This window comes from Crocosphaera sp. (genome assembly GCF_030064895.1).
In the GTDB taxonomy this organism is placed as follows: Bacteria; Cyanobacteriota; Cyanobacteriia; order Cyanobacteriales; family Microcystaceae; genus Crocosphaera.
Window position 1 is genome coordinate 1 of record NZ_JASJEB010000033.1, and the last position, 26422, is coordinate 26422.

The 26422-nt window shown below is 36.2% G+C and carries 31 protein-coding genes; 12 read left to right on the forward strand and 19 right to left on the reverse strand.

The features are described from left to right. Nucleotides 1–188 precede the first annotated feature (188 nt). Genes QNJ66_RS10445 through QNJ66_RS10465 form a run of 5 tightly spaced genes read right to left on the reverse strand, consistent with a single transcriptional unit; the run spans nucleotide 189 to nucleotide 4480 of the window. Nucleotides 189–731: a PIN domain-containing protein gene (locus QNJ66_RS10445; protein ID WP_300506148.1), complete on the reverse strand. Its 543-nt coding sequence runs from the start codon at nucleotides 729–731 to the stop codon at nucleotides 189–191. A gap of 19 nt (nucleotides 732–750) precedes the next feature. Next, a complete protein-coding gene (locus QNJ66_RS10450; protein WP_300506151.1) occupies nucleotides 751–1953 on the reverse strand; it encodes an ImmA/IrrE family metallo-endopeptidase in 1203 nt (400 codons plus the stop codon). Between the two features lie 10 nt (nucleotides 1954–1963). Beyond that, nucleotides 1964–3412, reverse strand: a complete 1449-nt coding sequence (locus tag QNJ66_RS10455; RefSeq protein ID WP_300506154.1) for a 7-cyano-7-deazaguanine synthase — start codon at nucleotides 3410–3412, stop codon at nucleotides 1964–1966. Nucleotides 3413–3423: 11 nt separating this feature from the next. Continuing rightward, nucleotides 3424–4227 carry a hypothetical protein gene (locus QNJ66_RS10460; RefSeq protein WP_300506157.1) on the reverse strand — a complete coding sequence of 268 codons (804 nt, stop codon included), beginning with the start codon at nucleotides 4225–4227 and terminating at the stop codon, nucleotides 3424–3426. Nucleotides 4228–4252: 25 nt separating this feature from the next. Next, a complete protein-coding gene (locus QNJ66_RS10465; protein WP_300506160.1) occupies nucleotides 4253–4480 on the reverse strand; it encodes a hypothetical protein in 228 nt (75 codons plus the stop codon). Nucleotides 4481–4720: 240 nt separating this feature from the next. On the opposite strand from QNJ66_RS10465, the gene acsF reads away from it, so the two are divergent. After that, on the forward strand, nucleotides 4721–5797 hold the full coding sequence (acsF, locus tag QNJ66_RS10470) for a magnesium-protoporphyrin IX monomethyl ester (oxidative) cyclase (RefSeq protein WP_300506164.1): 1077 nt from the start codon (nucleotides 4721–4723) through the stop codon (nucleotides 5795–5797). A gap of 109 nt (nucleotides 5798–5906) precedes the next feature. Here the strand turns inward: acsF and glmU are convergent, their stop codons facing one another. Beyond that, a complete protein-coding gene (gene glmU / locus QNJ66_RS10475) occupies nucleotides 5907–7271 on the reverse strand; it encodes a bifunctional UDP-N-acetylglucosamine diphosphorylase/glucosamine-1-phosphate N-acetyltransferase GlmU (protein ID WP_300506224.1) in 1365 nt (454 codons plus the stop codon). Nucleotides 7272–7387: 116 nt separating this feature from the next. Between glmU and QNJ66_RS10480 the strand changes: the two genes are divergently transcribed. Next, nucleotides 7388–7705 carry a cupin domain-containing protein gene (locus QNJ66_RS10480; RefSeq protein WP_300506167.1) on the forward strand — a complete coding sequence of 106 codons (318 nt, stop codon included), beginning with the start codon at nucleotides 7388–7390 and terminating at the stop codon, nucleotides 7703–7705. Between the two features lie 332 nt (nucleotides 7706–8037). Here the strand turns inward: QNJ66_RS10480 and QNJ66_RS10485 are convergent, their stop codons facing one another. Together QNJ66_RS10485 and QNJ66_RS10490 are read right to left on the reverse strand one after the other, a co-directional pair. After that, on the reverse strand, nucleotides 8038–8811 hold the full coding sequence (locus QNJ66_RS10485; RefSeq protein ID WP_300506169.1) for a DUF1350 family protein: 774 nt from the start codon (nucleotides 8809–8811) through the stop codon (nucleotides 8038–8040). Between the two features lie 20 nt (nucleotides 8812–8831). Further along, complete coding sequence (locus QNJ66_RS10490; RefSeq protein ID WP_300506172.1) at nucleotides 8832–10754, reverse strand: chromosome segregation ATPase; 1923 nt, start codon at nucleotides 10752–10754, stop codon at nucleotides 8832–8834. Between the two features lie 305 nt (nucleotides 10755–11059). On the opposite strand from QNJ66_RS10490, the gene QNJ66_RS10495 reads away from it, so the two are divergent. After that, nucleotides 11060–11278, forward strand: a complete 219-nt coding sequence (locus tag QNJ66_RS10495) for a hypothetical protein (RefSeq protein ID WP_300506175.1) — start codon at nucleotides 11060–11062, stop codon at nucleotides 11276–11278. Between the two features lie 100 nt (nucleotides 11279–11378). Continuing rightward, nucleotides 11379–12323 (forward strand): acetyl-CoA carboxylase, carboxyltransferase subunit beta, encoded by a 945-nt coding sequence (accD, locus tag QNJ66_RS10500; protein WP_300506178.1) that lies wholly within the window; start codon nucleotides 11379–11381, stop codon nucleotides 12321–12323. 86 nt (nucleotides 12324–12409) lie between these two features. On the opposite strand, the gene QNJ66_RS10505 is transcribed toward accD, so the two are convergent. From QNJ66_RS10505 to QNJ66_RS10525, 5 genes are all read right to left on the reverse strand, one after another. Then, complete coding sequence (locus tag QNJ66_RS10505) at nucleotides 12410–12532, reverse strand: hypothetical protein (protein WP_300506181.1); 123 nt, start codon at nucleotides 12530–12532, stop codon at nucleotides 12410–12412. A gap of 25 nt (nucleotides 12533–12557) precedes the next feature. Beyond that, nucleotides 12558–12761 carry a hypothetical protein gene (locus tag QNJ66_RS10510; protein WP_300506184.1) on the reverse strand — a complete coding sequence of 68 codons (204 nt, stop codon included), beginning with the start codon at nucleotides 12759–12761 and terminating at the stop codon, nucleotides 12558–12560. 21 nt (nucleotides 12762–12782) lie between these two features. Continuing rightward, nucleotides 12783–13082 (reverse strand): hypothetical protein, encoded by a 300-nt coding sequence (locus tag QNJ66_RS10515; protein ID WP_300506186.1) that lies wholly within the window; start codon nucleotides 13080–13082, stop codon nucleotides 12783–12785. 199 nt (nucleotides 13083–13281) lie between these two features. Then, nucleotides 13282–14613, reverse strand: a complete 1332-nt coding sequence (locus tag QNJ66_RS10520) for a serine/threonine-protein kinase (RefSeq protein ID WP_300506189.1) — start codon at nucleotides 14611–14613, stop codon at nucleotides 13282–13284. Between the two features lie 280 nt (nucleotides 14614–14893). Beyond that, on the reverse strand, nucleotides 14894–15265 hold the full coding sequence (locus tag QNJ66_RS10525) for a single-stranded DNA-binding protein (RefSeq protein ID WP_300506191.1): 372 nt from the start codon (nucleotides 15263–15265) through the stop codon (nucleotides 14894–14896). A 148-nt stretch (nucleotides 15266–15413) separates the two neighbouring features. Between QNJ66_RS10525 and QNJ66_RS10530 the strand changes: the two genes are divergently transcribed. Further along, complete coding sequence (locus QNJ66_RS10530) at nucleotides 15414–15812, forward strand: DUF3750 domain-containing protein (protein WP_300506193.1); 399 nt, start codon at nucleotides 15414–15416, stop codon at nucleotides 15810–15812. Between the two features lie 159 nt (nucleotides 15813–15971). Then, nucleotides 15972–16208 (forward strand): winged helix-turn-helix domain-containing protein, encoded by a 237-nt coding sequence (locus QNJ66_RS10535; protein ID WP_300506226.1) that lies wholly within the window; start codon nucleotides 15972–15974, stop codon nucleotides 16206–16208. 47 nt (nucleotides 16209–16255) lie between these two features. Here the strand turns inward: QNJ66_RS10535 and QNJ66_RS10540 are convergent, their stop codons facing one another. Together QNJ66_RS10540 and QNJ66_RS10545 are read right to left on the reverse strand one after the other, a co-directional pair. Further along, nucleotides 16256–16711 (reverse strand): universal stress protein, encoded by a 456-nt coding sequence (locus QNJ66_RS10540; protein ID WP_300506195.1) that lies wholly within the window; start codon nucleotides 16709–16711, stop codon nucleotides 16256–16258. A 35-nt stretch (nucleotides 16712–16746) separates the two neighbouring features. Continuing rightward, on the reverse strand, nucleotides 16747–17019 hold the full coding sequence (locus QNJ66_RS10545) for a Precorrin-3B methylase (RefSeq protein ID WP_300506198.1): 273 nt from the start codon (nucleotides 17017–17019) through the stop codon (nucleotides 16747–16749). Between the two features lie 25 nt (nucleotides 17020–17044). On the opposite strand from QNJ66_RS10545, the gene mnmE reads away from it, so the two are divergent. After that, nucleotides 17045–18427 carry a tRNA uridine-5-carboxymethylaminomethyl(34) synthesis GTPase MnmE gene (gene mnmE / locus QNJ66_RS10550; RefSeq protein ID WP_300506200.1) on the forward strand — a complete coding sequence of 461 codons (1383 nt, stop codon included), beginning with the start codon at nucleotides 17045–17047 and terminating at the stop codon, nucleotides 18425–18427. A 227-nt stretch (nucleotides 18428–18654) separates the two neighbouring features. Further along, nucleotides 18655–19410: an aquaporin Z gene (gene aqpZ, locus QNJ66_RS10555; protein WP_300506202.1), complete on the forward strand. Its 756-nt coding sequence runs from the start codon at nucleotides 18655–18657 to the stop codon at nucleotides 19408–19410. A gap of 105 nt (nucleotides 19411–19515) precedes the next feature. Here the strand turns inward: aqpZ and QNJ66_RS10560 are convergent, their stop codons facing one another. Continuing rightward, complete coding sequence (locus QNJ66_RS10560; protein WP_300506204.1) at nucleotides 19516–19875, reverse strand: hypothetical protein; 360 nt, start codon at nucleotides 19873–19875, stop codon at nucleotides 19516–19518. A gap of 394 nt (nucleotides 19876–20269) precedes the next feature. Then, the gene (locus tag QNJ66_RS10565) at nucleotides 20270–20590 is read right to left on the reverse strand and encodes a hypothetical protein (protein WP_300506207.1); all 321 of its coding nucleotides are present in this window, start codon (nucleotides 20588–20590) and stop codon (nucleotides 20270–20272) included. A 271-nt stretch (nucleotides 20591–20861) separates the two neighbouring features. On the opposite strand from QNJ66_RS10565, the gene QNJ66_RS10570 reads away from it, so the two are divergent. From QNJ66_RS10570 to QNJ66_RS10580, 3 genes are all read left to right on the forward strand, one after another. Continuing rightward, nucleotides 20862–21482 (forward strand): VWA domain-containing protein, encoded by a 621-nt coding sequence (locus QNJ66_RS10570; protein WP_300506209.1) that lies wholly within the window; start codon nucleotides 20862–20864, stop codon nucleotides 21480–21482. A 97-nt stretch (nucleotides 21483–21579) separates the two neighbouring features. Further along, nucleotides 21580–22047, forward strand: coding sequence for an SsrA-binding protein SmpB (gene smpB, locus QNJ66_RS10575; protein ID WP_300506213.1), 468 nt, complete (start codon nucleotides 21580–21582; stop codon nucleotides 22045–22047). 171 nt (nucleotides 22048–22218) lie between these two features. Continuing rightward, a complete protein-coding gene (locus QNJ66_RS10580) occupies nucleotides 22219–23529 on the forward strand; it encodes an RNA-directed DNA polymerase (protein WP_300506215.1) in 1311 nt (436 codons plus the stop codon). A 45-nt stretch (nucleotides 23530–23574) separates the two neighbouring features. On the opposite strand, the gene QNJ66_RS10585 is transcribed toward QNJ66_RS10580, so the two are convergent. Continuing rightward, nucleotides 23575–24633, reverse strand: a complete 1059-nt coding sequence (locus QNJ66_RS10585) for an anthranilate phosphoribosyltransferase family protein (RefSeq protein ID WP_300506218.1) — start codon at nucleotides 24631–24633, stop codon at nucleotides 23575–23577. A gap of 184 nt (nucleotides 24634–24817) precedes the next feature. Here QNJ66_RS10585 and nadA point away from each other — a divergent pair, with 184 nt between their 5' ends. Then, nucleotides 24818–25789 (forward strand): quinolinate synthase NadA, encoded by a 972-nt coding sequence (gene nadA / locus QNJ66_RS10590; RefSeq protein ID WP_300506220.1) that lies wholly within the window; start codon nucleotides 24818–24820, stop codon nucleotides 25787–25789. 169 nt (nucleotides 25790–25958) lie between these two features. Here nadA and QNJ66_RS10595 read toward each other — a convergent pair whose 3' ends face one another. After that, nucleotides 25959–26159 carry a hypothetical protein gene (locus QNJ66_RS10595; RefSeq protein ID WP_300506223.1) on the reverse strand — a complete coding sequence of 67 codons (201 nt, stop codon included), beginning with the start codon at nucleotides 26157–26159 and terminating at the stop codon, nucleotides 25959–25961. Between the last annotated feature and the right edge of the window lie 263 nt (nucleotides 26160–26422).

Consider the following 26422-nt stretch of genomic DNA (forward strand, 5'->3'; position numbering starts at 1 on the left):
TCATAAAAAATAATTTTTGATGCCAATTTCTTATTTTTTAGGTTTTGTTTTTTCTTCATGAATAATGCAGGCTAACTGCCTTGACAGTTGCTATTTTTGATCATCTTCGTTTATATTGAGCAAATTTCGTCAATCGAAATCAATATAAGGTACAGACAGAGAATAACAATCCATCGTAACCCACCATTTTAAATTGAGTTAATCCACCAATCTCTTAAAGGATGATTTTTAGGAGGGAAATATTTTCCTTTTACCTGAATTGAGGTAAGAACTGTTTGGATTTCTTGACCAGTTAAGTTATCTTTTTCTGACCAATATTTTATGATATCTGGTGTTGATAGAATTTCCATATTAGACTTTTCTTGACGAAATAATTTTGTTGGGTTTTTATCATCTGTTGCTATTGCCCAATTTCTAAAAATAGCGATTGCCCCTGATGCTGCTTCTCCATCCCCTTTGGGTAATAAACTAACATAATTAACAAATAAATTATATTCTTCTTCTATTTCAAAATCAACTAATTTTACAACTCCTTGATTAACCGATTCATCTAATTGTTGTTTATCGCTTTTGTCAAACCGTTCAAATTTAATTAATTCCTCCTGCCAAACCGTTTGAGTAATCATAACTTGGGCGGGAATGGAGGTAATAATTGATAAAAAATGACCAGAAGCAATAAAATTTAAAATACAACAGGTATCAAGAACTAAATGGGAAGATCGAATTAACATAATCTATAATCACTCTCCCCTATAATAAGCCTTTACTTAAATCTATTTCTTTTATTTCTTCTGTTATCCCAATTGAGTATTCTCTTAATATCTCAGCTATCCGTCTTGCTTCTAAACGATCAACTCCTAAGAAACGAGAAAAAGCCCCTTCACTTATCAAAGCTTGATCGTAGGCTTCTATGGCCAAGTGCTGATAATGAATAGGAGTTAAATCATAGGATTTTGCTTTATTTTCTAACCCTAATTCTTGTTGAGCTTGTCTAACTTTCAAACCCCGAACTTTTAATCTTTCATAAGTTCCTGATGGTAGTAACTGCATTTCTTCTAAACGATAGCTTAATGCCTGAACTGATACCCCATAATAGTGTGCTAAGGTAATTAAATGAGGACGAGTAAATTGTTTATGATTACGATAAATATCGTTATAACGTTTCAGTAAACTACTGGTAGGCATCAGAAAATATTTAGGAAAACTTTCTGCTAATTGTTCACTTTTTGGCATTCTTTGGTATTGATTATCATAATCAATAATTGCTTTATGACGATGAGCTAAAAAATGTAAATAACCATGTGCTAATGACCATAGTTGACGTTCTTGAGGATGATTAGAATTAATGGCAATACAGCCTCCCATTTTTTGATTATAACTATACATTTCTGAATAATTGGAAGGCATAGGTAAATAAAATATTCGTAGTCCAACTTCCTGTTCTAAAATATTTCTTAATCGGGGAATTGGTTTATCTCCTAATCCTAATCTCTGTCTTTCTGAGTTAGCAATACTCTCAGCAGTGATATCAATAGGAAGAGACTCATCAATATTGTATTCTGGTGGATAATTATTAGGTAAAGGCGATTTCATTATCTCTTCTAATTCTAGATAATTTTGACATAATTCTTGGAAACGTAAGATTATTGGTTTAATGTGTGCTTCTTCTGCTTCACTGCGACGTAAAGCGGAACGAAACTGCACATCAAAGGATTCAATAACAGGAGGGGGAGCAACAAAATAGCTGACACTTTTGCCGTAAGCACGAGCAAGTTTAACTAATTCTGAGGATTTTAAACGACGTTGTCCTTTTTCGATCGCTATAAGGGTAGTACGGGCAACATCAATGATTTTTGCTGCTTCTACTTGGGTCATTCCGCACTGTTTTCTGGCCTGTTGCAGCAGGTTTCCTAAGTCGTTGAGATTGATTTGATCGAGGATGTTATTTACCATTTTTTTATCCTCAACTTTGGTTATATGATAACAAATTAAGCTGTTTAAAATCCTGAGAAGATGAGGCTAAATTTTGATTATTTTGAGAAATAAGACTAGCTTCAACTACAGATTTAACCTGTTTCCATTCATCAACATAACTTTGATAAAGTTTTAACAATAATTTCTGTATATCAGTACGAGTTAAATTATCATTTTCTAAATAATCTAATACATCACAATCTAATTGAGGAAATTCACTGGTTAAAGATTCCCATTGTTGCTCAAATTGATCGGAAACATTCAGCAAACGATGAAAGGTATTAACCTGCTCAATCATGTTATCAAAATATAAGGAGGTATCTTGTTTAATTGGCTTATTTCCATGAGAAATAAAGTAATGGGTTTCGTCTTTTATTCCTGCTGCTGCCAAAGATTGTTTTCTTAATAAACAAGATGAACAATATCCACATTGACTCTGTTTTTCATGGAGATGTCTATCACATGATTCAGTTAAAAACGCTAAATTAATTTTATTATCTTTAACTAATGTTTGACACATTTGAGCTTTTGTGAAAAAAAGAAAAGGATTTTGTACTTTAAAAGGTTCATCTAAGATAGTTGAGAGGAGATCACTGACTAAGAACAATGTCTTAGGATGAACTGAACGAGTATGATCTAAACCTAACGCAGAAGAACGATAGGGCAGATTAATGGCACCGATTCCGTTTTCGTAAACATTTAAAATTCTTTTTCCACTTAGGTACGCACAAGCAGAACCAATTAACATAAAAACGACCCCACGCGCACGAGAAATTTTGTTCTTTTCATGTTTTTTACTGTTACAAAAACGAATCGGTATTCTATGTAATTTTAACTCATTAGGCAGCAGAAGATCAACTGTATTAAATATATTTTTTTGAATGTTAAAAACTCTATCGTTACTCCCTGAACCACATAATATAAAGGAACCTTGTGGATTCTTAATAATTCTGTTATAAAGTCCTGCTAGAGCATCTAATCCTCCGCTCCAAAGTGCAACTTCATCAACTTCATCAGAAAAAAAAATAAGTTGCTTTTGTTCTTCAATTGAACGCTTTTTAATTCGTTTCTTAAATGTAAATACCCAATCATTTCCTGTTGCCCACCACATTAAATATTCTAATTTTTCTTTTAATAATTGACTATTTAATAAGTCTGGATTACGAACAGGAAGAATTACGTTAATTTGACAGGGTGGTTTATCAAAAGGATGTGGAATCAATCGATCTGACCCGTGAATAGCCACTGCTAAATCAATGATGTCAGCAATAAGAGAAGGAAATTCTAAACATCTATAATATTTAAAATCTGAATCATCAACATTAATTCCTATAGTATAGTTTTCATTTTTAGAATGATCAACAAAGCAAACTGTTCCATTTTTATTTTGAATGGGTTCAAAGTCTAAAGTATAATGAAGCTTAGTAAAAGAGGACATAATTATATACCTTAAATTGCTCTTAGGGATTTCTGTAATTGTTTGAGTTGGTGAGTAGTCGTTATTTGTAAATCTTCGGTATCTTCACGATTTTGTATTGCTTGGTTGAAGAAATGATTAGAATCTGAAAGTAGATCATCGTCTTGAGAATTATCTGAAGTATTTAAACTAGAATTAGATGAGTTTTTTGACTTATTAAGTTCATTATTTTGTACACTGTTTTCTTGTTTCTTTGGATTAAGTTTAGAAGGTCTGCGTAACTTTAAAAAAGTTTCCTTTTCATTAGCTTTTTGGGCAAATTTAGGAATTTCATCTTTAACTGGTTGTATTATTTTTTGAAGTTTTTGCTGAAAGGAAAGATCATCTATTCCAGCATAATGTTCATCTCCGCAGGGAATGCGACCTTTAAAGTTTGATTCAAGAAGTTGCTCTAAGTAAGCAGCAGTTATAGCTTCTTTAATATTGTTGATAGGAAAAGATTTATATTTCAATTGATGGAGTAATTGCCGTATAGCTTTACGACAATGTTCCTGATTATAATGTGATAAATTTGATTGTTTTAAAACTTTTTCAAGTTTCTTATTCACATCATCAAAATTTCTCAGATTTTCAAAACTTAAATCTCTGTTTTCTATCTCTTGGGCCATTAATTGAAAAATTTTAATCGGTTCATCTCCTCTGTATCTTACATCTTTCAACAATGCCTTCATCAGTTCCCAAATACATTCTTGAGGACTCGCTTTTCCCTCACATATATATTTATAGACATTGGCGTACCATCGCAGATTTTTGTGAATGATATCTCCATCAGACATATTTATGCCCTAATGATGTACGCCTTCATACTAAAGTACTATCTTGAACAATGTCAACTATTAGAAGCTGTTTTTTGATTAAAATGTCAGAATAAAAATGGTCATACAAAACCTTTCCCGTTTCGGAGGACACAAACTGGTTAATGCGTTGATATATAACCGCCCAAAACTCTAACACCGCTTGCTTGACAACTTTTAGGGTTGCTTCTTGGTCGCTAAAACTAAGAGATTGAGATTTCTCTTGCCGGTCCATTGTTGTAAGACCATCGTTATTCTAGAATCCATACATTATTAAGGACAAAAAGAGCAACACTTTTAACATAAATTGATAATGTGTTGTAACTCTTAATAAAAAGAGGGGTCACGAACGGTAGAAAGGCTGGTAGACTGTGATCCAAGCCTCGTAAATTCCTGCTAAAAAATGTAACAACTTTGTTACAAAAAGAGCAGAACGAGTCCTTAATCGATTGAAAAAAGTCTTTTTAAACAAGCTATGGTCAATACCCTTCAAAAACCTGAATTTGACGAACTGCGTCCCGGAATTAAAGTTCCGGCCAAAGAAACTATCCTAACTCCTCGTTTTTACACCACCGACTTTGATGCGGTGGCTAAAATGGATATTTCAGTCAACGAAGAAGAATTAAAAGCCATTCTCGAAGAATTTCGTACTGATTATAATCGTTATCATTTTATCCGTCGTGGCGAATTTGCCCAAAGTTGGGAACATATTGATGGGGATACCCGTCGCTTGTTTGTAGAATTTTTAGAACGTTCCTGTACAGCAGAATTTTCTGGTTTCCTTCTCTACAAAGAATTAGGTAGACGCTTAAAAGATAAAAGTCCCGTCTTGGCCGAATGTTTTACCCTCATGTCCCGTGATGAAGCGCGTCACGCTGGTTTCCTCAATAAAGCCTTATCTGATTTCAATCTATCTTTGGATTTAAGTTTCTTAACGAAGAGTCGTAGTTATACCTTCTTCCAACCTAAGTTTATTTTCTATGCGACCTATTTATCCGAAAAAATCGGTTACTGGCGTTATATAAGCATTTTCCGCCACTTAGAAAAAAATCCCGAAGACAGAATCTATCCTATTTTCAACTTCTTTGAAAACTGGTGTCAAGACGAAAACCGTCACGGGGACTTTTTCGATGCCATCATGAAGGCAACCCCTAACATTTTAAACGATTGGAAAGCCCGTTTATGGTGTCGTTTCTTCCTCTTATCTGTATTTGCAACCATGTATCTTAACGATATCCAACGGTCTGATTTTTATGCAGCTATTGGACTAGATGCACGGGAATATGATAAATATGTTATTGAGAAGACCAACGAAACAGCCGGACGAGTTTTCCCCATAGTTTTAGATGTGGAAAATCCCAAATTTTACGGCAGCTTAGAAACCTGTGTGAAAAACAACGAAAAATTACGGGAAATTGACGCTTCCAATAGTCCGGCTCCTGTTAAGTTCCTCCGAAAATTACCTGCTTTTGTTTCTAATGGAGTTCAGTTTATTAAACTCTATTTCTTGAAACCTATTCGGGTTGATCATTTAGAAGGAACGGTCCGTTAAAAGTTTCGAGTTAGTTTACGTTTTGAGTACCCGCTAAGGCGGGTTTTTTAATTGTTTCAAATTACATTACATTGTAGGGGTCAACGGCCGTTGACCCCTACGGGGTTATTTATGATTGTTTTTGCGCCATTTTCGCCTTCCAATCTTCAATAATTCTTTGTCGCTGTCTGGCAATAACCAAAGCATGATCCGGAACATCATTAGTAACAACCGATCCGGCAGCTACTGTCACCTCCTCACCCAGTGTAACCGGTGCAACAAAGACACTATTTGCTCCCGTTTTAGTGCGATCGCCGATAATGGTCTGATGCTTCTGATAACCATCATAATTAGCTGTAATAGTTCCTGCACCCACATTAACCTGTTGTCCCAGAGTCGCATCCCCAAGATAGGATAAATGAGCAACATTGCTCTTATTTCCTACCTGAGTCTTTTTAATCTCCACAAAATTACCAATACGACAAGATTCCTCTATTTTTGCCTCTCCTCGTAAATGAGTATAGGGACCAACACGACAGTTATCAGCAACTTGAGAATCAGTAACAACCGAATAGAGTACCGTTACCTGTTCCCCAATGGTACTATTTTCAACGAGACTTCCCGGACCAATACGACTTTTGGCCCCGATAGAAGTATTTCCCCGGAGATGGGTTTGGGGTTCCAGGATGACATCAGGAGCAAGGGTTACAGTATCATCGATGGTAATACTATCAGCATCGATCATGGTTACACCAACACTCATCCAATGCTTTTTGATGCGATCTTGTAAGATATCGTTAGCAATAGAGAGTTGATAGCGATCATTTATACCATTAATTTCGTAATAATCTTCCACATCAACGGCCATGACAGGATTGAGATAATCCACAACCTCGGTTAAATAGTATTCTTTTTGATCGTTATTAGTGGAAAGTTTCGGTAAAGCTTCCGCTAGTTTTGCCCAGTTAAAACAGTATATTCCGCCATTAACCCGATTATTCTGCTTTTGTGCCGCGTTACAGTCTCTATCTTCGACAATTTGGCTAACTTGGTTGTTTCCATCGCAAAAAACTCGTCCATACCCTTTGGGGTTGGGTAAATTTGCTGTTAATAAGGTGGCTGCGTTATTATTTTCTTGATGAATCTGGAGTAATTTTTCTAGGGTTTCGGGGCGTAATAATGGTGCATCCCCGTTTAAAACCAATAAGTCTCCTTCAAAACCTTGTAAATGGGGTAATAATTGCTGTATAGCGTGTCCTGTCCCTAATTGTTCCCTTTGTTCCACAAATTCTAGGGATGAGCTATGCTCAAAGGACTGTTTAACTTTTTCCCCTTCATAACCAATGATAATCAGTTTTCGAGATGGGGCAATGAGATTACAACTATCGATTACCCGTTGTACTAGCGATCGCCCCCCTAAAGTGTGTAATACTTTAGGTAAGTCAGATTTCATCCGTGTTCCTTTACCGGCTGCCAGAATTGCTACTGCTACCATATTTGTATCCATCAACAGTCCCGAAAAAAGTATATCCTGTCCTGTGTGTTTTGGATAGGGGGGTGATAATTAATAGTTAATAATTAATGGTTAATAATTGGCAATATTTATAGCTTATGAATAATATTTTTCAATTTACCAATCAATTGAGTGAACAAGAGATTTTTGAGACTATTCTTAATAGTAAAAATGTTAAAATTGAGCGTATTATTTCTACTGGACAAACTACTGCTGAAGATACTTGGTATGATCAAGAAGAAGATGAATGGGTGATTTTATTACAAGGACAAGCAACTTTATTATTCTTCGATAATTCCTCAATTCATCTTAAAGCAGGAGATTATTTATTAATTAAAGCTCATCAAAAACATCGGGTTACTTATACCAGTTTTAATCCTCCTTGTATTTGGTTAGCTATTCATGGTAATTTATAGCAGTCGCCAAAGCTATTAGGACATTTTTCTGTTCCCTGTTCCCTGTTCCCTGTTCCCTTAAAATATAATTTATGTGTCCTAACTAGCCTGTCTATTGCTATATCATAAATTTATCATTAATTTGAGTTCAATTTACTTTAAATAATATTCTGAAGTATGCTTAAAAATCTTCGTAGGGGTCAACGGTCGTTGACCCCTACAATATAAAAATCTGTAGTCTAAGTTAATGAAGATTGTATAAGTTATTACCTACTTTAATAAGATTGATCATAACCTGGGAATGACAGTTATTAATTGTTAATTATCCATTATCCATTATCCATTATCCATTCTTAAACGATTCTACCAGGATTTAACCAACGTAAAATTTCATCTTTGAGACGATATAAATCACGAGAAAAAGTTTGTTTAACCCATTGACCAACAGCATCTAACGGAGTAAAAATTTCCCCTGTTTCCCACTTTATATCCTGAGATAATGGGGTTAAATGATTTCCTGATAAAGTCTGTAAAGCAATCAAATTAGGGTATTTTTCGTCTAAAATTGGACTTAAAATATTAGTTTCATCAATATTATCTTGAGTAAATTTTATCAATAAATTACGTCTAACTAAGTAATCTTTTTCGATTATAACTTTAGTTTCATCAGGAGAAGGAGTAAACTCTAAATTAACATAATCCTCAATATCTAATTGTTCTAAAAAAGGAATGGCTTTTTTAACAGGATAATTATTAAAAGAAATGAGAACATTTCCGGCTCTTTCCACAGAGAAAAGACTACCAATTAATAAATGAAGTTTACAACCCATACTATGACCGATACCATAAATAGGTAGATAACCTTGTCCCAGAGAATTTTTCGTTTGTAGACGGTCTAAAATACTCTCAAAACGGTTAAGAACATTACGAGCGATCCCTAAATGATCAAAGGTATTAACAAAAGGAGTTGCAATAATAACATAGCCCTCCTTTGCCAATTCTTCGAGTAACCAACGATAGGTAAAATTGGGAGCCGTTCCCACAAAAGCACCACCCAAAAAATGAATGATAGCCATGGGGTATTTAGGCACTAAAACAGAACTTCCCGAGATTTCAAGCCATTCCATAAGCGGTTAATTTTAATCAGTTAAGGAGTATTATCAGAGTCTTCAGTATCAAGAATTGGTACAACAAATTGGTTTTCTGGAACTAAAGACGGGGGAATTTCTGGTTGTACTGGTCTTAATAACTTATTCCAGGCATTAATTTGGTTTTGAGCAGAACCATAAGCAGCACTATCACTAGGAATCATCTTCGCTAAGTTTACCGCTTCAGACAACAAAGAACGATTGGCCATTCTTTGAGCCATAGAGAGTAATTGAAAACTCCAGCGATCTAAAGCTTGTTTCGCTTTATAACTAACATCTGTTGAAGAAGGAATTTTCCTCACCACACCGATGGCAGAAACCAAAGATTGGGGGGTTTGGGGTTGGGCAATTAAAAAAGCCTCTTCTAAGTTCTTTTTGGCGCGAATTTCCCGTTGCCATTTGTTAATATTGTTTTGAGCTTCTTGATAGAGAACCCGTCCGGAGCTAATTTTGCGAGCCGCACCAATGGCTGCTTCATAGTCTTTAGCAGCACCTAAAGCAATGGCTTGATTAAGAATAGGTTGATCTTCTTGGCGTTGTATACTAACACGCCACTTCCTAACCTCTTTTTGCGCCTCATTGTGAAGGGTACGACCTGAACCGATGCTTTGTGCTTGAGTTATCGCTTGTCTTAAGGCAGAGATATTACCACCTCTAGCTAAACTACGGGCTTTATCAAGAATGGGTTGGTCTTCTCGTAGTTGGATAGTGGTAGTCCATTGAGTAATTTCTTGTCTCGCTTCTTGATAACGGGGGTTACTCGAAGGAACCATTTCTGCGGTAGCAATGGCTGCATTCAAATCATCAACACTACCTCCCGCGGCCAAGTTTCGGGCTTCTTCTAGATTAGTGACATCTTGTATTTCTAATTTGAAGCGGCTGATCAAATCTTGGGCTTCTTGATAGAGAGGACGGTCTTCGTCGATTTCTTCGAGACCTAAAATAGCAATTTCTAGGTTTTCTACTGTGCCTGTTTGCGCATCCAAACCGGCGCTGGCCATAGTTCTCCAGTCTGCTATCTCATCGGATAAGGCCAGACTATCAGGCAGTTGGTTAACCACATCCGATAAACTCGACCAACGACGAGCATCGATTAAATCATCGATGCTATCAACGATTTTCTCTTTGGCATCGGCGATCAGGTTTTGTGCCTCTTGATAAGCGTAACTCTCAGGGGAAATTTCTTCAGCATCGGCGATCGCTTGTAACCAGTTATCAATTCCCCCACGACGCAAGACACGATAGGCATCATCCAGACGACTACTTTCTTCTTGAGCCAATTGAATTTTCTTAACTGTGTCATCGTATCTAGTGGTTGCCCAATATTTATTAGAGACAGTCAATAGACTTACTGCTTCCCTAAAAGCGAGATTCCAGTTGGACTTGCGTAATTCTTCTTCTACCTTGGCAAAAATTTCTTCTCCTTCTCCCCAGATACTACGCCACTCTTCAATTTTTTCTTCTATCAGCCCATAAACCTGTAAATTTTCAGGCAGACGACGGGCTGTTGCGATGGCTTCTTCTAACTTGCCCCCTTGAAATTCTTTTTCGGCTATATCCAGGATAGCCAAGGCCCAGTCTTCTACATTACGGTTAATTTCGTTTCTTAAGGGGTGATCTTGTGGTAGTGCTTCCACTAAGTCAATTGCTTTTAGGAAGCTATCTACTGTCTCTTGTTCGGCTTCGACTTGAGCGCAGTAAATACGCTTAGATGCTGAAGCAATTGGCCAAAAAATACGAACACATTGGGGGGATTTTGGCAACCTTAATAACATGGATGTTGCTGTAAAACCAACACTCCCAGAAACGATGATTAGGACAAGCGCCCAAAACTGCCAAGGAATTTGACTGGTTCGTAGGGCAATACGACTTAATAAAGCAGCTTGGTTAGCGGTAGTCCCTTGATTTGTCGATTGTTCCATAATGCTACAGACTTAAAAAAGTCTCCCTTTCTCCTCATCAACCCATTCTATTATGCCTTGTTTGAGTGATTATGCTTAATTTTTTTGCAAAACCGTTGATACAACAAGACTTAATGATAATGTAGCGCAAAGTCTTAAGTTTGTGATCGATCCCTTTCAGGAGTGTGGGGAGACTGGGAGACGGGGAGACGGGGAGTGTGGGGAGTGGGGGGAGTGTTGATAAAGTTATTAAAGGATAAGATATCGAGTTTGGGATGCTCCCGATGATAATATAGAAATAGTCTCAGCCATGGAGAAACTCTTTTATGAATACCGAAGAAAAAGCACGGGAATTAATGGCTCAAAAACATTTAACAGATGAACAACGTCATCAAAAAATGGTTAGTCGGGCTGCTGAAGTAGAAGAAACTCATCAAGAAGAAACGATTAATGAAAAGGCGAGGGAATCATTGGCCCAAGAACGTCACCAGGCAGAAGCTACTGAGAAAAATATGTTAGAACGTTCTGTTGAAGAAATTAACTAAAATTTCCATCAATCTTTCTGCACGGGTCAACTCGTGCAGTTTTCTAGGAAATACTCGCTTTTTGAACGGTTAAGATAATTATTAATTTAGATTTTATACTATGTCCATACTTGATTGGTTTGCTAAACAAGAAAAGTCCGAACCCTCCATTCAACAACAGCAAGAACGGGAAATTGCTGATGGTTTATGGACTAAGTGCGAAGCTTGTGGGGCCTTGACTTATACTAAAGACCTAATGGTTAATCAATTGGTTTGTCCTGAGTGTGGCCATCATTTTCGGGTGGAAAGTTCGGAACGTATTGCACAGTTAATCGATAAAAACACCTGGAAACCTCTTAACGAACATCTTACTCCTACGGACCCCCTCAAATTCAGCGATCGCAAACCCTACTGCGATCGCATTAAGGATACTCAGGAAAAAACGGGGTTAGTGGATGCAGTGCAAACTGGAACGGGATTAATTGATGGTCTACCTTTGGCTTTGGGGGTGATGGACTTCCGCTTTATGGGGGGTAGTATGGGGTCTGTGGTTGGTGAAAAAATCTGTCGTCTCATTGAACACGCTACTACCGAACGTTTCCCTGTGGTGATTGTCTGTGCTTCTGGTGGGGCAAGAATGCAGGAAGGGATGTTAAGTTTGATGCAAATGGCCAAAATTTCTGGGGCCCTGGAACGTCATCGCAATGCTAAGTTACTCTATATTCCTGTTTTATCCCATCCAACAACTGGAGGGGTAACTGCTAGTTTTGCTATGTTAGGGGATCTCATTTTAGCTGAACCCAAAGCTACTATTGGTTTTGCTGGTCGACGGGTGATTGAACAAACTTTAAGGGAAAAGTTACCGGAGGGTTTCCAAACGTCGGAATATTTATTAAAACATGGTTTTGTGGATGCTATTGTTTCTCGTACTCAACTGAAAAGAACTTTAGCTCAATTAATTAGTATTCATCAACCGTTTTTCCCTGTACTTCCTCCTCTTGATGTCAATGATAAACATCATCATACCGAAGAGGTTGCTTTTAAAATAGATGGTAAACAGTTATAAATTTTTTCTGATTTTCTATGGTTCAGGTTTCCAAGTTTTAGGTATTTTCTATTTCTATTTCTATGGAGACTTGAACAATAGTTTAACTAATCTGTTTTACGACTCATTAATATTTCCAATCCTTGGCTAAATCCTTTTTCATTATGTCTGTTTTTAGATAAATATTGTCTAAGTTCTTGATTAGTCATTTCAGTAAGTTGTTTTTTCATGATTCAAAGTCCCATTTTCTTTATTTCATGTTCTAGCTATTTCTAAACTAATCTTTTCTATTGATTTTAACCAGTCTTCCCACATAGCAGGATCAGCCGGTTTTCCATCTTCTAATAACTGCAAACTGCCTAAAAGTTCTCCTATTTCATCAGATTGTGTTTGTTCATAATAATCATCTAAAAATTCTATCATTGCTAAATAAGCTTGTTTTTCTGTTAATTTATTCATTGATTTTTCTCCATGTTTTATTTAAGGTGATAGTCGAGAAAAGCCTGTTAATGGATTCCATAGACGAGGATTATTATTGATCCCACCATTAATAATTTCTCCTCTTCTAACTTGTACCCAAATTTGTTTACCATTGCTGTTATTGTTAGCATACCAATGATTTCCCCATTTGTCTTTTCCTAAATAATTATCTAAGTTTAATGCTGTATCAATTAAACATTTACGATTAGTTGGTGTATCATTAGGAAAATGACCCTCTATATTACGAAAAATGTGGTTTTTTCGTTTTTCTATTCCTCTTTCTAGAGTATCAGTATCCATAAAATCAATAAGATCATGATTCTAATTATACAATACATCCTGTAGGGGTTTAACACTGTGTTTTACCCAAAAAATAGTTAAATAGAAATACAATTGAATTTTAATCATAATTAACTCCTAATAGACAATAGATAAAATGATGGGCATAATAATATTATTCCCCTACAAAAAATATATTCTTAACAATTTTCTACAAGCCTTATATGTTACAGTCGACAAGTCTCGACACGAGAGAATAAAAAGCCGATTGAAACCATGCAAACTCGTAATGACGCATAACTTTATGCAACAAAGGAAGGTGTCCTTTGGGTGCTGACTTATTAAATGTAATCCGATTGTAGTGCATTATTCCTCCGCATTCTTCCATGGATGGTGGTAGCCATCCCACGGCATCACCGAAGGCCTCCCAGACTTCTCTATTATGCTCTCTTGTGCCTCCTAAGCGGTGGTAAATTTCCTTTTGGACAGAAAAGCCAAACTTACCCCCACTATAGTCTAACCAAAGCTGATTGATGGTGCGTAAATCGGTACAGGGGAAGTTATCTATATCCTCTATACGTAACCGTTCTTCTTTGCTGCGGTTTGCTGCTTGACACATCACTCGACTTGTTTCTTGATCAGCTTCTTCCCATTTTCCTGCTTTTAATAAGTCCCTTAATTTACTATAATCTACCCCTCTATCTGATGATAAATCATCCTTTTGTGGTTGGGATATTTGTACAGGTTTAGGTAATAATAAATCTAAGAATTCTTGAATGGTTTGGGGACGATTTTCGGGTTGTAATTCCATCCCTTTGAGAATAGCATTATTAGTGCGATCGCTTATTTTATTATTAAACTTTTGGGGAGGAGGTAAGGTAGCATAACTACGAAACTGTGCAGGAATAGGAACCTCATCAGTTAATAAGTTATATAAGGTTGCAGCTAAAGCATAAACATCAGTATAAACATCTCTTTTTGCTCGTTCTTCGTATTGTTCAGGAGGTGAATAACCATCCGTTCTATAATTAGTATGGGTTCTGGTTTCTCCTGCGGTAAACTCCCTTGCTATACCAAAATCAATTAATTTAGCAATATTTATAGACAATAAAATATTATTAGGTTTCACGTCTCTATGTAAAAAACCCATTGAATGAATATAACTTAATGCTTCTCCTATTTGTTGAATAATTGGTAAAGCAGACGCTTCTGACAAAACCCCATTTTTTTGTAAATAAACCGCTAAATCATCACCTTTGATATATTCCATGACCATATACCAAAGTCCATCTTCATCAAAGACATTATGAACGGTAACAATATGAGGATGACTACATTTTGCTAATAAAAAAGCTTCTTTGATAAACTTATTTTGTAAATCTAAAAAATCTGCTCTTCCTTGTACCGTTGCGTTTAATGTTTTAATAGCTATTTGCTCATTTGATGAGTTTTCTGTTGCTAGATACGTAATACCAAAACCACCAGCACCTAAAATAGAATTAATTGTATAACGTCCATTTTGGAGTTTTTCTCCTGCATTTAGATGTCTCATATAAAATACAAATTAGGCAATTATATTAGTTTAAATAAGTAGTGTGAGCATCTTGCTCACTTTACCTCGGAATGACAGTTGTAATGTTAGCATCCTGCTCACTATTGGACTACCTATTATAATAAGTAGCTTAAAAAGATTCTTCGTACCTCAGAATGATCATTATTGATTATTAATTGTCCAATATTAAATAGTATAAATAAAGTTATTAAAACATGAGTCTTATTTATACTATTTACTTTGTTTTAGGTGGTTAGACAATTAAGACGTTTGTTGTCTATTAAAACTCATCGCTTCCTTCTGAATAACCACTAACTAAACTTGGATCATTATCTCTTCTAGAACCTAATAAATCTAAACGATCAACTCGAATTACTGGACTAGAACGATTAGCACCTGTGTTCCGATCAGTCCATGTTTCAATTTCTAATGAACCTTGAATACCAATTAAACCGCCTTTTTTAACATAATTAGCAGCTATTTCTGCGGTCTTTCCCCAAAATTTGAGATTGAACCAATCGGGTTGATCACTATTACGAGAACGACGATCAACTGCTATGGTTAGAGTACATAAAACGGTGCCTGATTCAAAATATCTGACTTCTGGATCTCTTCCGGCACGTCCTACTAAATTAACGACATTTAAGTTCATAAATCTTTGCTCAACTTTCTTTGTTACCAGTGCTTCTATTATATCATTAACAAAGGTTGACTAATACAGGGATTGTCAGGATCTTATTATCGGAAAAATGATATTCTAATTAATAACGTATCTTTAACCTTTCACCCTGAAAAAGACGATGGAAACAGTTGTTGAATTACGCGCCGCTAAAATACCTATTGTTGGTTTTATTGCCGTTCATTACTGGTATGTTATTATCAGAGAAAACCAGAAAGATCGCTGGGAAGTTTGGCAAACACAGTCTCTTTCTGAAGATAGTTGGGGTCACTTACATAAAAATTTAATGCTCTGTGAAAATGGGGTTGGTAATGGTAAGAGTTGGTGCGAAATTATGTGGACAGATACTTTGGCAAATAAACTGGCTGAAACTATTGAAAATAGTCCGATTATTTATCCTTACAATTACTCTTATCGATACTTCCCTGGTCCCAATAGTAATACCTATGTTAAGTGGATTTTAAAACAAACAAACTGCGATTATAGACTCAGTATTAAAGGTATTGGTCAGCATTATTAATTTTGTAATTAATAGCAGGAACAAAAACAAGTTTATCTTAGTCTTTTGTAATTTTTTTTGAGAATTTATACTTAGCAAAAAATTGATTGATTTGGAACATTATGACATTTTTATCTGTCTTAAGAACTGTACTATTTGAACAGATTAATAGACTTAACCTTGTCATTTACTATTATTTCTTCAACCCCAGGTCTCACAACAAAAGAGAGAGTTCTAAAATTAATCTCAACCCATCCTGAAGGGATAACTGCAAAAATATTGAGCGATCGCTTAAATCGTCCTATTTCTATGATAAACTACTGTTTAAAAGACCTAAAAGGAGCAAAATTTATACAAGGAAAATTGAACATAGAAAATAAACAATGGATTTATTACCCCATTAGTTTTATTGACTAATAAATAAATCAAGTTGAGTAAAAGTGTTGGACATCATGAGTTGATTATTATTGAATTAGTAACACACTACAAGAAGCATGATGAACCACATAATTACTCACACTTCCTAAGAACATTTCTGATAAACCTGTTAATCCTCTACGTCCCATAATAATCAGATCAGCATTCCAATCTTTGGCTGTTTTTATGATAGAAGAACTAGGATTTCCCATAAGATAATCCCATTCTGTTTGAATTCCTTTTGAGGCTGTTTGCTGACTATATTCTGTTAACCACTGTTTAACTTTTTCTGTTTCTTCTTCTAAATTTTCTCGCCATTTAGGTACTAATTGATTAATTTCAGGTGTGCTAAAAGCTCCATAAGGAGTTAAATACACTTCTGAATTAATACAGTGAAATAGCTTTAAAATACTATTATTTTTTTCTACTATTTTTATTGCTTTAGGTAAGACAATTTTAGCATCTTCAGATGAAGCTAAAGCTACTAATATTTTTTGAGACATAATTTTCTCCAATTGTATTTTTACTGTTTATAATATCATTTTTTATTCTTCTTTTTTCGAGGTGGAGTTTGATGAGGGCCAAAATACTTTTCACTCCGATAACGTAGCCAAACTCTCAACACTTGAGGAATTTTTTCCTTTTCTTGTTTACTTAAACGATTATATAATAGTAATGCCTGTTCTCTTTCTCGTCGACAAGCTCGATTATTATGAGCATCCCAGTAACTTCTAGCAACTCGAATACGACGACAAACTTCTTTAATTAAAGCGTCTCCTTTTAAGGGATTTTCTTCTTTAAACATAGACATTTTTAGATAATATTTTCAGCTAATAATGACAAAAATTATAACTCAAGGAGAAACAATCGCAGCGATCGCCACGGCCATTGTACCCCAACAAGGAAGCATTGGAATCATTCGTTTATCAGGAAATAAAGCCTTAAGTATCGCTAAAACACTATTTATCGCCCCAGGAAAGCAAAAATGGCACTCCCATTCCATCCTTTACGGTTACATTCGTCATCCCGAAAGCCAACAGGCCATCGATGAAGCCTTACTATTAATCATGTTAGCTCCCCGTTCCTACACCCGTGAAGATGTGATAGAATTTCACTGTCATGGCGGTATTATGCCCGTGCAACAGGTCTTACAGTTATGTCTAGAACAGGGTGCTACCTTAGCCCAACCCGGAGAATTTACCCTGCGTGCATTCCTCAATGGTAGAATCGATCTGACACAGGCTGAAAGCATCAGCCAATTAGTTGGCGCGCGATCGCAACAAGCTTCGCAAATGGCACTGGCAGGGTTGCAGGGAAAACTAGCCCAACCACTACAAAAATTACGCCATCATTGCCTAGATATCCTCGCCGAAATCGAAGCTAGAATCGACTTTGAAGACGATTTACCACCTTTAGATGAAAAAGCTATTTCTCAGAGCTTAGAGACGATTTTAGAGCGAGTACAGACCATTCTAAACACCGCAGAGCGAGGAGAACTATTGCGCAATGGCTTAAAAGTAGCTATCGTTGGTCGTCCCAATGTGGGAAAATCAAGCTTATTAAACGCTTGGAGTCGTAGTGATCGCGCCATTGTCACCGACTTACCCGGCACCACCAGGGATGTTATCGAGTCCCAGTTAGTGGTAGGGGGTGTCCCCATCCAAGTCCTAGACACAGCGGGTATCCGTCAGACAACCGATCAAGTAGAAAAAATAGGGGTTGAGCGATCCCAGTTAGCGGCCAGTCAAGCGGATCTCGTTTTACTAACTATTGATAGCACTGTAGGATGGACAAATCAAGACAGTGATATTTATCAAAAAATAGATAATTGTCCCGTCATTTTAGTCATTAACAAAATTGATTTAGCAACACCGGATTTAGCGCAATTACATACACAATTTAGTGCAATTGTCAAGACTTCTGCTGCTAATAATCAGGGAATCGAAGCCTTAGAAAAAGCTATTTTAAAAGCAATACATCAAGATAAATTAACCGCTAGTAATCTGGACTTTGCTATTAACCAAAGACAAGCAGCAGCCTTAACCCGTGCCAAAATTTCCCTAGAACAAATACAAACAACTATCCAAGAAGAATTACCCTTAGATTTCTGGACTATTGATTTACGAGCAGCCATTCAAGCATTAGGAGAAATTACAGGAGAAGAGATCACTGAATCCGTTTTAGATAGGATTTTTAGTCGTTTTTGTATTGGTAAATAATATCTTTTTATAACCTGAGTCAGAACGTCATTATTAATTATTGATTGCTCTTGATAAATAGTTGATTAATGAAAAATTAACAAAAAGACTTAATTCTTAACCTACAAAGCCCTTCAATATGACTAAATATTAAAAAAATATTGAAAAAATATTAATGACTTTGTATTTACCGAAAATCACTGATAACTTGTAGTCAATTTCAAGAAAAAATTACAGACAATTGAATCATGAACAAAAAATACATAGCTGAATTTTTTGGTACTTTTTGGCTAGTGCTAGGGGGTTGCGGGAGTGCGGTTCTCGCTGCTAACTTTGGAGGAGACGGAAACCCTTTAGGATTAGGATTTTTAGGTGTTTCCCTGGCCTTTGGACTGACGGTTTTAACAATGGCCTATGCAGTAGGTCATATTTCTGGGGGTCATTTTAACCCGGCAGTTTCCTTCGGTTTATTAGCAGGAAAACGCTTTAATGGTTCTGACTTATTACCCTATATTGTGGCGCAAGTATTAGGAGCGATCGCAGCAGGAGGCGTATTATTGATTATAGCCAGTGGTAATGCGGACTTTAGTTTAAGTGGTGCGAACCCTTTAGCTACCAATGGTTACGGAACCCACTCTCCAGGAGGTTATAGTTTGCTCTCTGCTTTAGTGACAGAGATCGTCATGACTTTTATGTTTTTATTAGTTATTATGGGGGCAACCGATCGCTTAGCCCCTGCTGGTTTTGGTCCGGTAGCCATTGGTTTAGCCTTAACCTTAATTCACTTAATAAGTATTCCCGTGACAAATACTTCTGTTAACCCGGCTAGAAGTACAGGAGTGGCAATATTTTGTGGCAATGGAGAAATAATTGCTCAATTATGGTTATTTTGGCTGGCTCCTATTATTGGGGGTGTTTTAGGAGGATGGGTTTATGCAACTTTCTTTGAAACAAGAAAACAAACACAGCCTTCAGAACCAATAGAACCAGCCGTTAAACAATAATTTTTTCACTCTTTTAATCCATAGAATAGGCAACAGTTTGATAATCAAAAAGTTAGTGATTACTGTTGCCTAAAAAATAATATGTACTGATAGCTGAATGCTTAATTAGAAGTTAATTAACGGAACTCGATAGGTTGGCCTTGCCACATCTCCTAACGTATAGTCATGGTCTTCTAAAGTTGAATTGAGAGCCTCAGTTTTAGCTTCAAGGGAGTTTTTCTCGGGTTCTAGAGAAGGAATTTCAACGTTGGGAGGATATTCCCCTCCACCAGCTAAACTTTCAACCCTATTTCTTGAGTCTGTTCCCTCTAAATCTTCTAGAGTTCCTGTATAGGTTTCTAAAGGTTTAGGGTCAGTAATAATCTCCGTTTCTGCATGGCTCGGTGCTATAACTACTAGGGTACTCAGACCCAAAGTTAAACAGCCGATCGCAAATCGAGAAAAGTTTGCTAAAGTATTAAACATATTCCGTATTTTCACCCCAATTATTGGTAGAAGTCTTCAAAAATATTACTTCTATAGCCCACCATTAATGAAGCTAAGAGTAAGAGTGGTTGATTAATCTTGATCCAGAACAATATAAGCTTTCCCTGCTCATAGATGTAAGGCACAAAGAGCAGATAAACCTCTAAAGTTTTTTAGTAAAGTTAAGCAAAAAGCTAGTAAATCCGAGGAAATAATAAGACCCCCATTACCAGTCAACTCAACTCTCCTTTATCTTGATCATCATTAACTTAATTATGTCTAAGGTTGAGAGTAAAATAAATAAAAATAAACAAAAATTTTAGTTCTTAAGGTTGATAATTGGGGCAATTGGCGTTTAGGGTTAAAGAGAATAGGCTCCTTAACCCTGAGTAAATTAACTGGTAGCTTCAGCAGTTTTCTGGCCGCCCTTAACGATTCTACGAGAAGAAGAACTGGTAGTTTCTGTTGCTTCGAGGGGAGTAAACTCAATATGGTTGAGTAAAGTAGTGACGAAAGCAAACAATAAGAAGGGTAAAGATAAGACTAGCACTAATCCAACCATAGCCAAGGCATAAAGTTGACGGGTGCTACTCCATAACCCAAGCGCACTGGCTAAAGTTAAGAAAATAACGATTAACCAAACAATAATTTGACCATAAACATCGCCAAAAGTTAAGGTGCAAACCAAACGGTATTTTTGAGATTCTTTGTCCATTATAAAAATTTCCACAATTAGCTGCTTCTGATGTTCTAGGTTAATAACAGTTATGGGAACAACAACAATATTTAAAGATTTTTATAAACTATCGCAATATGACTTTACAATTTGATGAGGTTATGTGAGCGATTGTTAACCAAAATAGATCAAGAGTCTCTTGAATTATGATGAAAATCAGGATATTTTAGGGCAATTCTCAAAGGTAATATAGGCTAGAAAGCAGAGTAATCATGATATTTTTAGATAAAGTTAGGAGGTTGTTTCTGATATGTCAGGAGACTCACGTATCGAAAATCGGGACTATACCCTGATGATCGACAAAAGCAGTAGTATGGCTACGTCTGATGGTCCTGATGGTAAAACCCGTTGGCAAATTGCCCAGGAGTCAACCTTAGCCTTAGCAGACAAGTGCGAAGAAATTGATCCTGATGGGATTACAGTCTATGTGTTTTCTGGCGCGTTCAAACGCTACGATAACGTCACATCAGATAAAGTGACAAAAGTTTACGAAGAAAATCAACCCATGGGACAAACGGACTTAGCCTCCGTTCTTCAAGATGCTTTTGAGGACTATTTCAAACGCAAAGAAGCCGGAACAGCAAAAGCCAATGGAGAGACTTTTCTGATTATTACTGATGGAGAACCCACCGATCGCAAGGCAGTGATCAGTCTGATCATGGATGCGGCCCAGAAAGTTGACCGAGAAGATGAGTTAGGTATTTCTTTTATTCAAGTGGGAACGGATAAAGACGCAACTCGTTTCTTTAAAGCTTTAGATGATGATCTTCAAGGAGTTGGAGCTAAATTTGATATCGTTGATACCGTTACGGTTGATAATATGAAAGGGATGTCTTTAACCGATGTCTTGTTAAACGCTCTCATTGATTAATTTAGATGGGTTTTGAGCCTCTATTTCTTAGAGGCCTTAATCTTTTGGAGAAGTTTATCTTGCTAAAAATGAAATAAAATGTTAGCCTAGAAAGGCTATGGGAAATGAAAATAAAGCTACCAAAATCATTAGTGATAATCGTAAAGCTCGCTTTCTCTATGAAATTTTAGAGACCTATGAGGCGGGAATTGAACTGGTGGGAACGGAGGTTAAGTCCATTCGTGCCGGAAAGGTTAACTTAGCCGATGGCTATGCTTTCATCAAGGATGGTGAGGCCTGGTTAACCAATGTTCATATTTCCCCCTATCAAGGCAGTAGTCAATATTTTAACCACGAACCGAAGCGTACCCGTAAATTGTTGCTTCATCGTAAAGAGATTAATCAACTAATCGGTAAAATTGAACAAAAAGGCTTAACTTTAGTGCCACTCAAGCTCTATTTTAAGGGGAGTCGGGTAAAAGTAGGTATTGGTCTCGGAAAAGGGAAGAAACTTCACGATAAGCGAGAAACTGTCAAACGTCGTCAAGATCAACGAGAAATGTCACGGGCAATGAAGCGTTACTAATAGTTTGACATACTCCACTCGCTTCTATTCGAGTGGATTCTTCTATCATCACTGGTAATCTAGAAGGATTGATCGCTACAAGTAGAGTTATGAGGATGTAGGAATTATTATTGCTTTAATGGGTAATTTAAACTTGAACCTGAGAAAAACAACCCAGATAGCAATAAACGTATGGAATACCCAAGCCATGTAGAGAAGCATTTTAGAGAGACAGAAGAACTTATTAGAAATGTCCCTTCGCTAGATGTAGCGTCCTGGCTTTTAGAACAAGGTTATTTTCCTGAACTTTATGTCTTACCACCGTCTTTTGAAGTTTCTAATTTTACACTTCAGAATCAACCATACAACAAAGATTTCAATAATTTAACTAAAAGAAAGTTAATTAGTATTTCACATCCCAAAACTCTGTTAACGTCAAGAGTATTTAGTATTCAACACCCTTACAATTATCATGATATTGTTTATCATCTTGAAAAAGAATGGGAATTTATTTTAGATCATCTATTCAATTATGATAATCAAGTATATTCATATAGCCTTCCTATTCCCGTTACCAAAAAACCAAAAAAGAAGTTAAGTAAATTACGTTCTGGTCGGATGATATATGAATGGCTGCAAATGGCTGAAAAAGATTTAATTTTAGATTGTATCCATTACCAATTTATTGCTCGCACTGATATTACAAACTTTTATTCATCAGTATATACTCATAGCATTGCTTGGGCATTACATGGTAAAGAAGATGCTAGAAAAGATCAAAGTATTTGTGAGAAATTAGGAACAAAAATTGACAAACTTTATCAGTATTCTAATGATGGACGAACCAATGGTATTCCTACTGGCTCAGTATTAAGTGATTTATTGGCAGAGATAATTCTCGCCAAATTAGATACACAAATATCACAAAATATAAAAGAACAAAATATTGAATTTTTAGCAGTTATATTTAAAGATGATTATCGATTTCTATGCCAATCTGAACAAGAAGCTCAAAATATTTTAAAGATTGTTTCTAGTCAATTAGCGGAATTTAATTTAACTGTTAATGAAAACAAAACCTCTATTCTTAATATGCCAGATGGATTATATAGAAAACATGATCGTGAGTATTTTCTTTACTCTTTATCAGAACAAGAAATTATTAGTTTCAAAACATTTGAATATACATTAAAAGATTATTTAAAATCTATAATTATATCTGAAATTTCAAAAGCTTTTCAAAAAGAATCTACTTTTGAAATTGTATGGCTTATATTTTTCTCTAAATATCTGGGGCTTGGTATTCAAGAAGAAAAGCAATTTAAAGAATTAGTTAAAGAAGGAAAGGTAACAACAAATCTTTTTTATAAATCCATTATAAACAGTGATCAAAAGATTTTTAAAGATACAAATATAGTTTTGTTTAAAACTCCTAAAAAGTGTAGAAATAGAAAAAAGACTCTATCACAGTATTTAGATGTTTTTAGCAAAGAAACTACATAAAATAATTTTTTTTCTTGTATTTCAGAAAAACCTATAAAATTGTTTTTATATAGAACTAAAGTTAACAATCTCTTGTAACTTTTGTCTAACTTTGCCACTGGTTAACAAAGTTTTTGCTTGCTCAAACCCTGTACTTAAATCGGCACAAACACCACAACGCCAAAGATAAAACCCACCGTTATAAATTGCTAAAGACATCAAAGGGTTATTTTCCCCTTCTAAAACTTGTTTGCTATATTTTAAAAGTTTTTCTGTTGACTCCAGAGATATATCCTTACCATTTAATTGATAGTCTTGGGGATGAAGGTGTAAGCGTTCCCATTCGGGGTTATTATTAGGTTGATTCATGCCAATTATAGCGGTGCGACTTTGGGGTAAATCACAACTACCTTCTAACCCTTTAACTGTAGTGAAATGATTAAAGTTTCTTAGTTTCAGGGTTTCTCGAAAGAGGTTTTCTGTAGGGGGATGAACAAACCCACAAACAAGATGAACATTTGGGGATGAACAAGGAGACCACATCAACTCTAATGTAGCCAAAGGGGGACGTTTGCCAATTTGTTCGCGATAAGTTACTAATTGCTGGGCTTGGGGAAAATGGTTAGGGAGATAAACAAAGCTTAAACCTGTTTTTTCTAGGATATTTTGACTTTTTTCCAGAGAAAAGCCAGAAAAATCAACCCCTAACCCTTGCCAAAGGGTGACTAAAGGAACCCCATATTTAGTGGGCATTTCTTCCCCCCCATGCAGTACCACAGGAACCCCTACAGTAGCTAAAATAAGTGCTGTGAGTATGGTTACAGGGGCAATACGCGCCCTACCATCATAGGGAGTTCCTAAGACGGTTACAGGGTAATTAAAAGCGATATTATCAACGTTTAATTTTGGTCCCAACTCGGCATAAGTATCCAACATTCCTGCTAATTCTTCAGGGGTTGGCCGTTTGATGCGATGAACGATTAAAAATGCCCCAATTTGGGCCGGGGTTGCTTCTGCCAAAAGCATCAATTTCATCGCATCGGCAGCTTCGTCACGGGCTAAGTCTTTGCCTGTATGAACACCGCTACCAATTTTTTTAACATATTCTCGGAAAATATTACTCATAGTACGTAAGATTACGGATTAGGGAATATTTCAATTTTATTTAATTTTGTCGATCTATGGGAAAACCTGTAGTTCCGTTAACAATATTCATTATTATCCTTAAACCTGAGATGGTATAATGAAATCTTTGTTATAATAGTTATGGTAAGATTAACTATAATTGCTGGAGGAATTCCTCACCACTGTGTTCACTACTGTTAGACCGACCCGAACCCAACCTGCGATCGCACTACCCAAAGACTTATTTTGTGCCATTGATGAGCTTAAACGAGAGTTAAAAGCAGTTGTTTTGGCTCATTATTACCAAGATCCTGATATTCAAGACATTGCTGACTTTATCGGTGATTCTCTCGCACTTTCTCAGCAAGCAGCTACCACTGATAAGGAAGTGATTGTCTTTGCAGGGGTTCACTTTATGGCTGAAACTGCTAAAATTCTCAATCCTGATAAATTAGTCTTGTTACCTGATTTGGAGGCCGGGTGTTCTTTAGCGGATAGTTGTCCCCCGAAAGAGTTTGCTGAGTTTAAAGCAAAATATCCCACTGCTATTGTTGTATCTTATATTAATTGTACCGCAGACATCAAGGCTATGAGTGATGTTATATGCACCAGTTCTAATGCGGTTAAAATTGTTAATCAATTACCTACAGATCGTCCCATTATTTTTGGTCCAGATCGCAATTTAGGACGGTATGTTGCCCAACAAACAGGAAGAGATTTAATCCTTTGGCAAGGTAGTTGTATTGTCCATGAAACCTTCTCCGAAAAGAAAATTGTTCAGCTAAAAATTGAACACCCTAATGCCGAAATTATTGCCCATCCTGAGTGTGAAGAAACGGTTTTGCGCCATGCTAATTATATCGGTTCAACTACAGCCCTATTAAAGTATTCTCAGCAAAGTTCTCACAATACTTTTATTGTCGCGACGGAACCGGGGATTATTCATCAAATGCAAAAAGAAGAACCCAGTAAGCGATTTATTCCAGCACCAGCTATGAATAATTGTAATTGTAATGAATGTCCTTATATGCGTCTCAATACCTTAGAAAAATTATATTTATCTATGAAGTATAAACAGCCAGAAATTATTATGGATCAATCTATTTGTAAAGCTGCCTTGAAACCAATTCAACGAATGCTAGAAATGTCTGAGTAAGTTGTTAGTTAACAGTTACCGGTGACCAGTTAAAAGTTACCGGTTATCAGTTATTAATGGATAATTAAAAAAGAGAAAATTTAAGGGAATCATTAACTATTTTTGGATTCCTACCTGCTCAAGAACTTTTGCTGGATTAACTCCATTAACATTATTAATCATTTGGGAATCAGCAGTTATAAACTTCCACTTGATCAGATGATGTGAATCGAATACCACCTCCTGCAATTCTCGAAAATGAGTTACTATTAAGCATAATATTTTGAGAATCTTTTATATGAATAGCAGCGGTTCCTAGATCGGCAAAAATACTATCAATGTTGCCGTTGATGATTAAGGTGTTGTTGATGGGATAAATCCCATCGGCCATGACAATAGTAGTGTGGCCATTGACTAGCTGTTGAGTGCCTCGTTTAAAAGCCTTTTGAAGACTGCCTAATGGTTGTGAGGAACTTCCCTCACAGTTTACCCAAAATATTGCGAGAATGCCCTCACTATAGGTAAGGGGGACGCATCGCAGCCATAGGCAAGTACCCCCGAACCCTTAGCGACGGGATGAATCGCAATCAATAAATAAACTGCGTAGCAACGATTTAATTCTACCATAATTGGGTAAACCATGTTAAAATAAGT

Bases quoted from the DNA above. Each gene is read 5' to 3' on its own strand.
- QNJ66_RS10445 (WP_300506148.1), bottom strand. From the start codon at position 731: ATGTTAATTCGATCTTCCCATTTAGTTCTTGATACCTGTTGTATTTTA.
- QNJ66_RS10450 (WP_300506151.1), bottom strand. From the start codon at position 1,953: ATGGTAAATAACATCCTCGATCAAATCAATCTCAACGACTTAGGAAAC.
- QNJ66_RS10455 (WP_300506154.1), bottom strand. From the start codon at position 3,412: ATGTCCTCTTTTACTAAGCTTCATTATACTTTAGACTTTGAACCCATT.
- QNJ66_RS10460 (WP_300506157.1), bottom strand. From the start codon at position 4,227: ATGTCTGATGGAGATATCATTCACAAAAATCTGCGATGGTACGCCAAT.
- QNJ66_RS10465 (WP_300506160.1), bottom strand. From the start codon at position 4,480: ATGGACCGGCAAGAGAAATCTCAATCTCTTAGTTTTAGCGACCAAGAA.
- acsF (WP_300506164.1), top strand. From the start codon at position 4,721: ATGGTCAATACCCTTCAAAAACCTGAATTTGACGAACTGCGTCCCGGA.
- glmU (WP_300506224.1), bottom strand. From the start codon at position 7,271: ATGGTAGCAGTAGCAATTCTGGCAGCCGGTAAAGGAACACGGATGAAA.
- QNJ66_RS10480 (WP_300506167.1), top strand. From the start codon at position 7,388: ATGAATAATATTTTTCAATTTACCAATCAATTGAGTGAACAAGAGATT.
- QNJ66_RS10485 (WP_300506169.1), bottom strand. From the start codon at position 8,811: ATGGAATGGCTTGAAATCTCGGGAAGTTCTGTTTTAGTGCCTAAATAC.
- QNJ66_RS10490 (WP_300506172.1), bottom strand. From the start codon at position 10,754: ATGGAACAATCGACAAATCAAGGGACTACCGCTAACCAAGCTGCTTTA.
- QNJ66_RS10495 (WP_300506175.1), top strand. From the start codon at position 11,060: ATGAATACCGAAGAAAAAGCACGGGAATTAATGGCTCAAAAACATTTA.
- accD (WP_300506178.1), top strand. From the start codon at position 11,379: ATGTCCATACTTGATTGGTTTGCTAAACAAGAAAAGTCCGAACCCTCC.
- QNJ66_RS10505 (WP_300506181.1), bottom strand. From the start codon at position 12,532: ATGAAAAAACAACTTACTGAAATGACTAATCAAGAACTTAGACAATAT.
- QNJ66_RS10510 (WP_300506184.1), bottom strand. From the start codon at position 12,761: ATGAATAAATTAACAGAAAAACAAGCTTATTTAGCAATGATAGAATTT.
- QNJ66_RS10515 (WP_300506186.1), bottom strand. From the start codon at position 13,082: ATGGATACTGATACTCTAGAAAGAGGAATAGAAAAACGAAAAAACCAC.
- QNJ66_RS10520 (WP_300506189.1), bottom strand. From the start codon at position 14,613: ATGAGACATCTAAATGCAGGAGAAAAACTCCAAAATGGACGTTATACA.
- QNJ66_RS10525 (WP_300506191.1), bottom strand. From the start codon at position 15,265: ATGAACTTAAATGTCGTTAATTTAGTAGGACGTGCCGGAAGAGATCCA.
- QNJ66_RS10530 (WP_300506193.1), top strand. From the start codon at position 15,414: ATGGAAACAGTTGTTGAATTACGCGCCGCTAAAATACCTATTGTTGGT.
- QNJ66_RS10540 (WP_300506195.1), bottom strand. From the start codon at position 16,711: ATGTCTCAAAAAATATTAGTAGCTTTAGCTTCATCTGAAGATGCTAAA.
- QNJ66_RS10545 (WP_300506198.1), bottom strand. From the start codon at position 17,019: ATGTCTATGTTTAAAGAAGAAAATCCCTTAAAAGGAGACGCTTTAATT.
- mnmE (WP_300506200.1), top strand. From the start codon at position 17,045: ATGACAAAAATTATAACTCAAGGAGAAACAATCGCAGCGATCGCCACG.
- aqpZ (WP_300506202.1), top strand. From the start codon at position 18,655: ATGAACAAAAAATACATAGCTGAATTTTTTGGTACTTTTTGGCTAGTG.
- QNJ66_RS10560 (WP_300506204.1), bottom strand. From the start codon at position 19,875: ATGTTTAATACTTTAGCAAACTTTTCTCGATTTGCGATCGGCTGTTTA.
- QNJ66_RS10565 (WP_300506207.1), bottom strand. From the start codon at position 20,590: ATGGACAAAGAATCTCAAAAATACCGTTTGGTTTGCACCTTAACTTTT.
- QNJ66_RS10570 (WP_300506209.1), top strand. From the start codon at position 20,862: ATGTCAGGAGACTCACGTATCGAAAATCGGGACTATACCCTGATGATC.
- smpB (WP_300506213.1), top strand. From the start codon at position 21,580: ATGGGAAATGAAAATAAAGCTACCAAAATCATTAGTGATAATCGTAAA.
- QNJ66_RS10580 (WP_300506215.1), top strand. From the start codon at position 22,219: ATGGAATACCCAAGCCATGTAGAGAAGCATTTTAGAGAGACAGAAGAA.
- QNJ66_RS10585 (WP_300506218.1), bottom strand. From the start codon at position 24,633: ATGAGTAATATTTTCCGAGAATATGTTAAAAAAATTGGTAGCGGTGTT.
- QNJ66_RS10595 (WP_300506223.1), bottom strand. From the start codon at position 26,159: ATGGCCGATGGGATTTATCCCATCAACAACACCTTAATCATCAACGGC.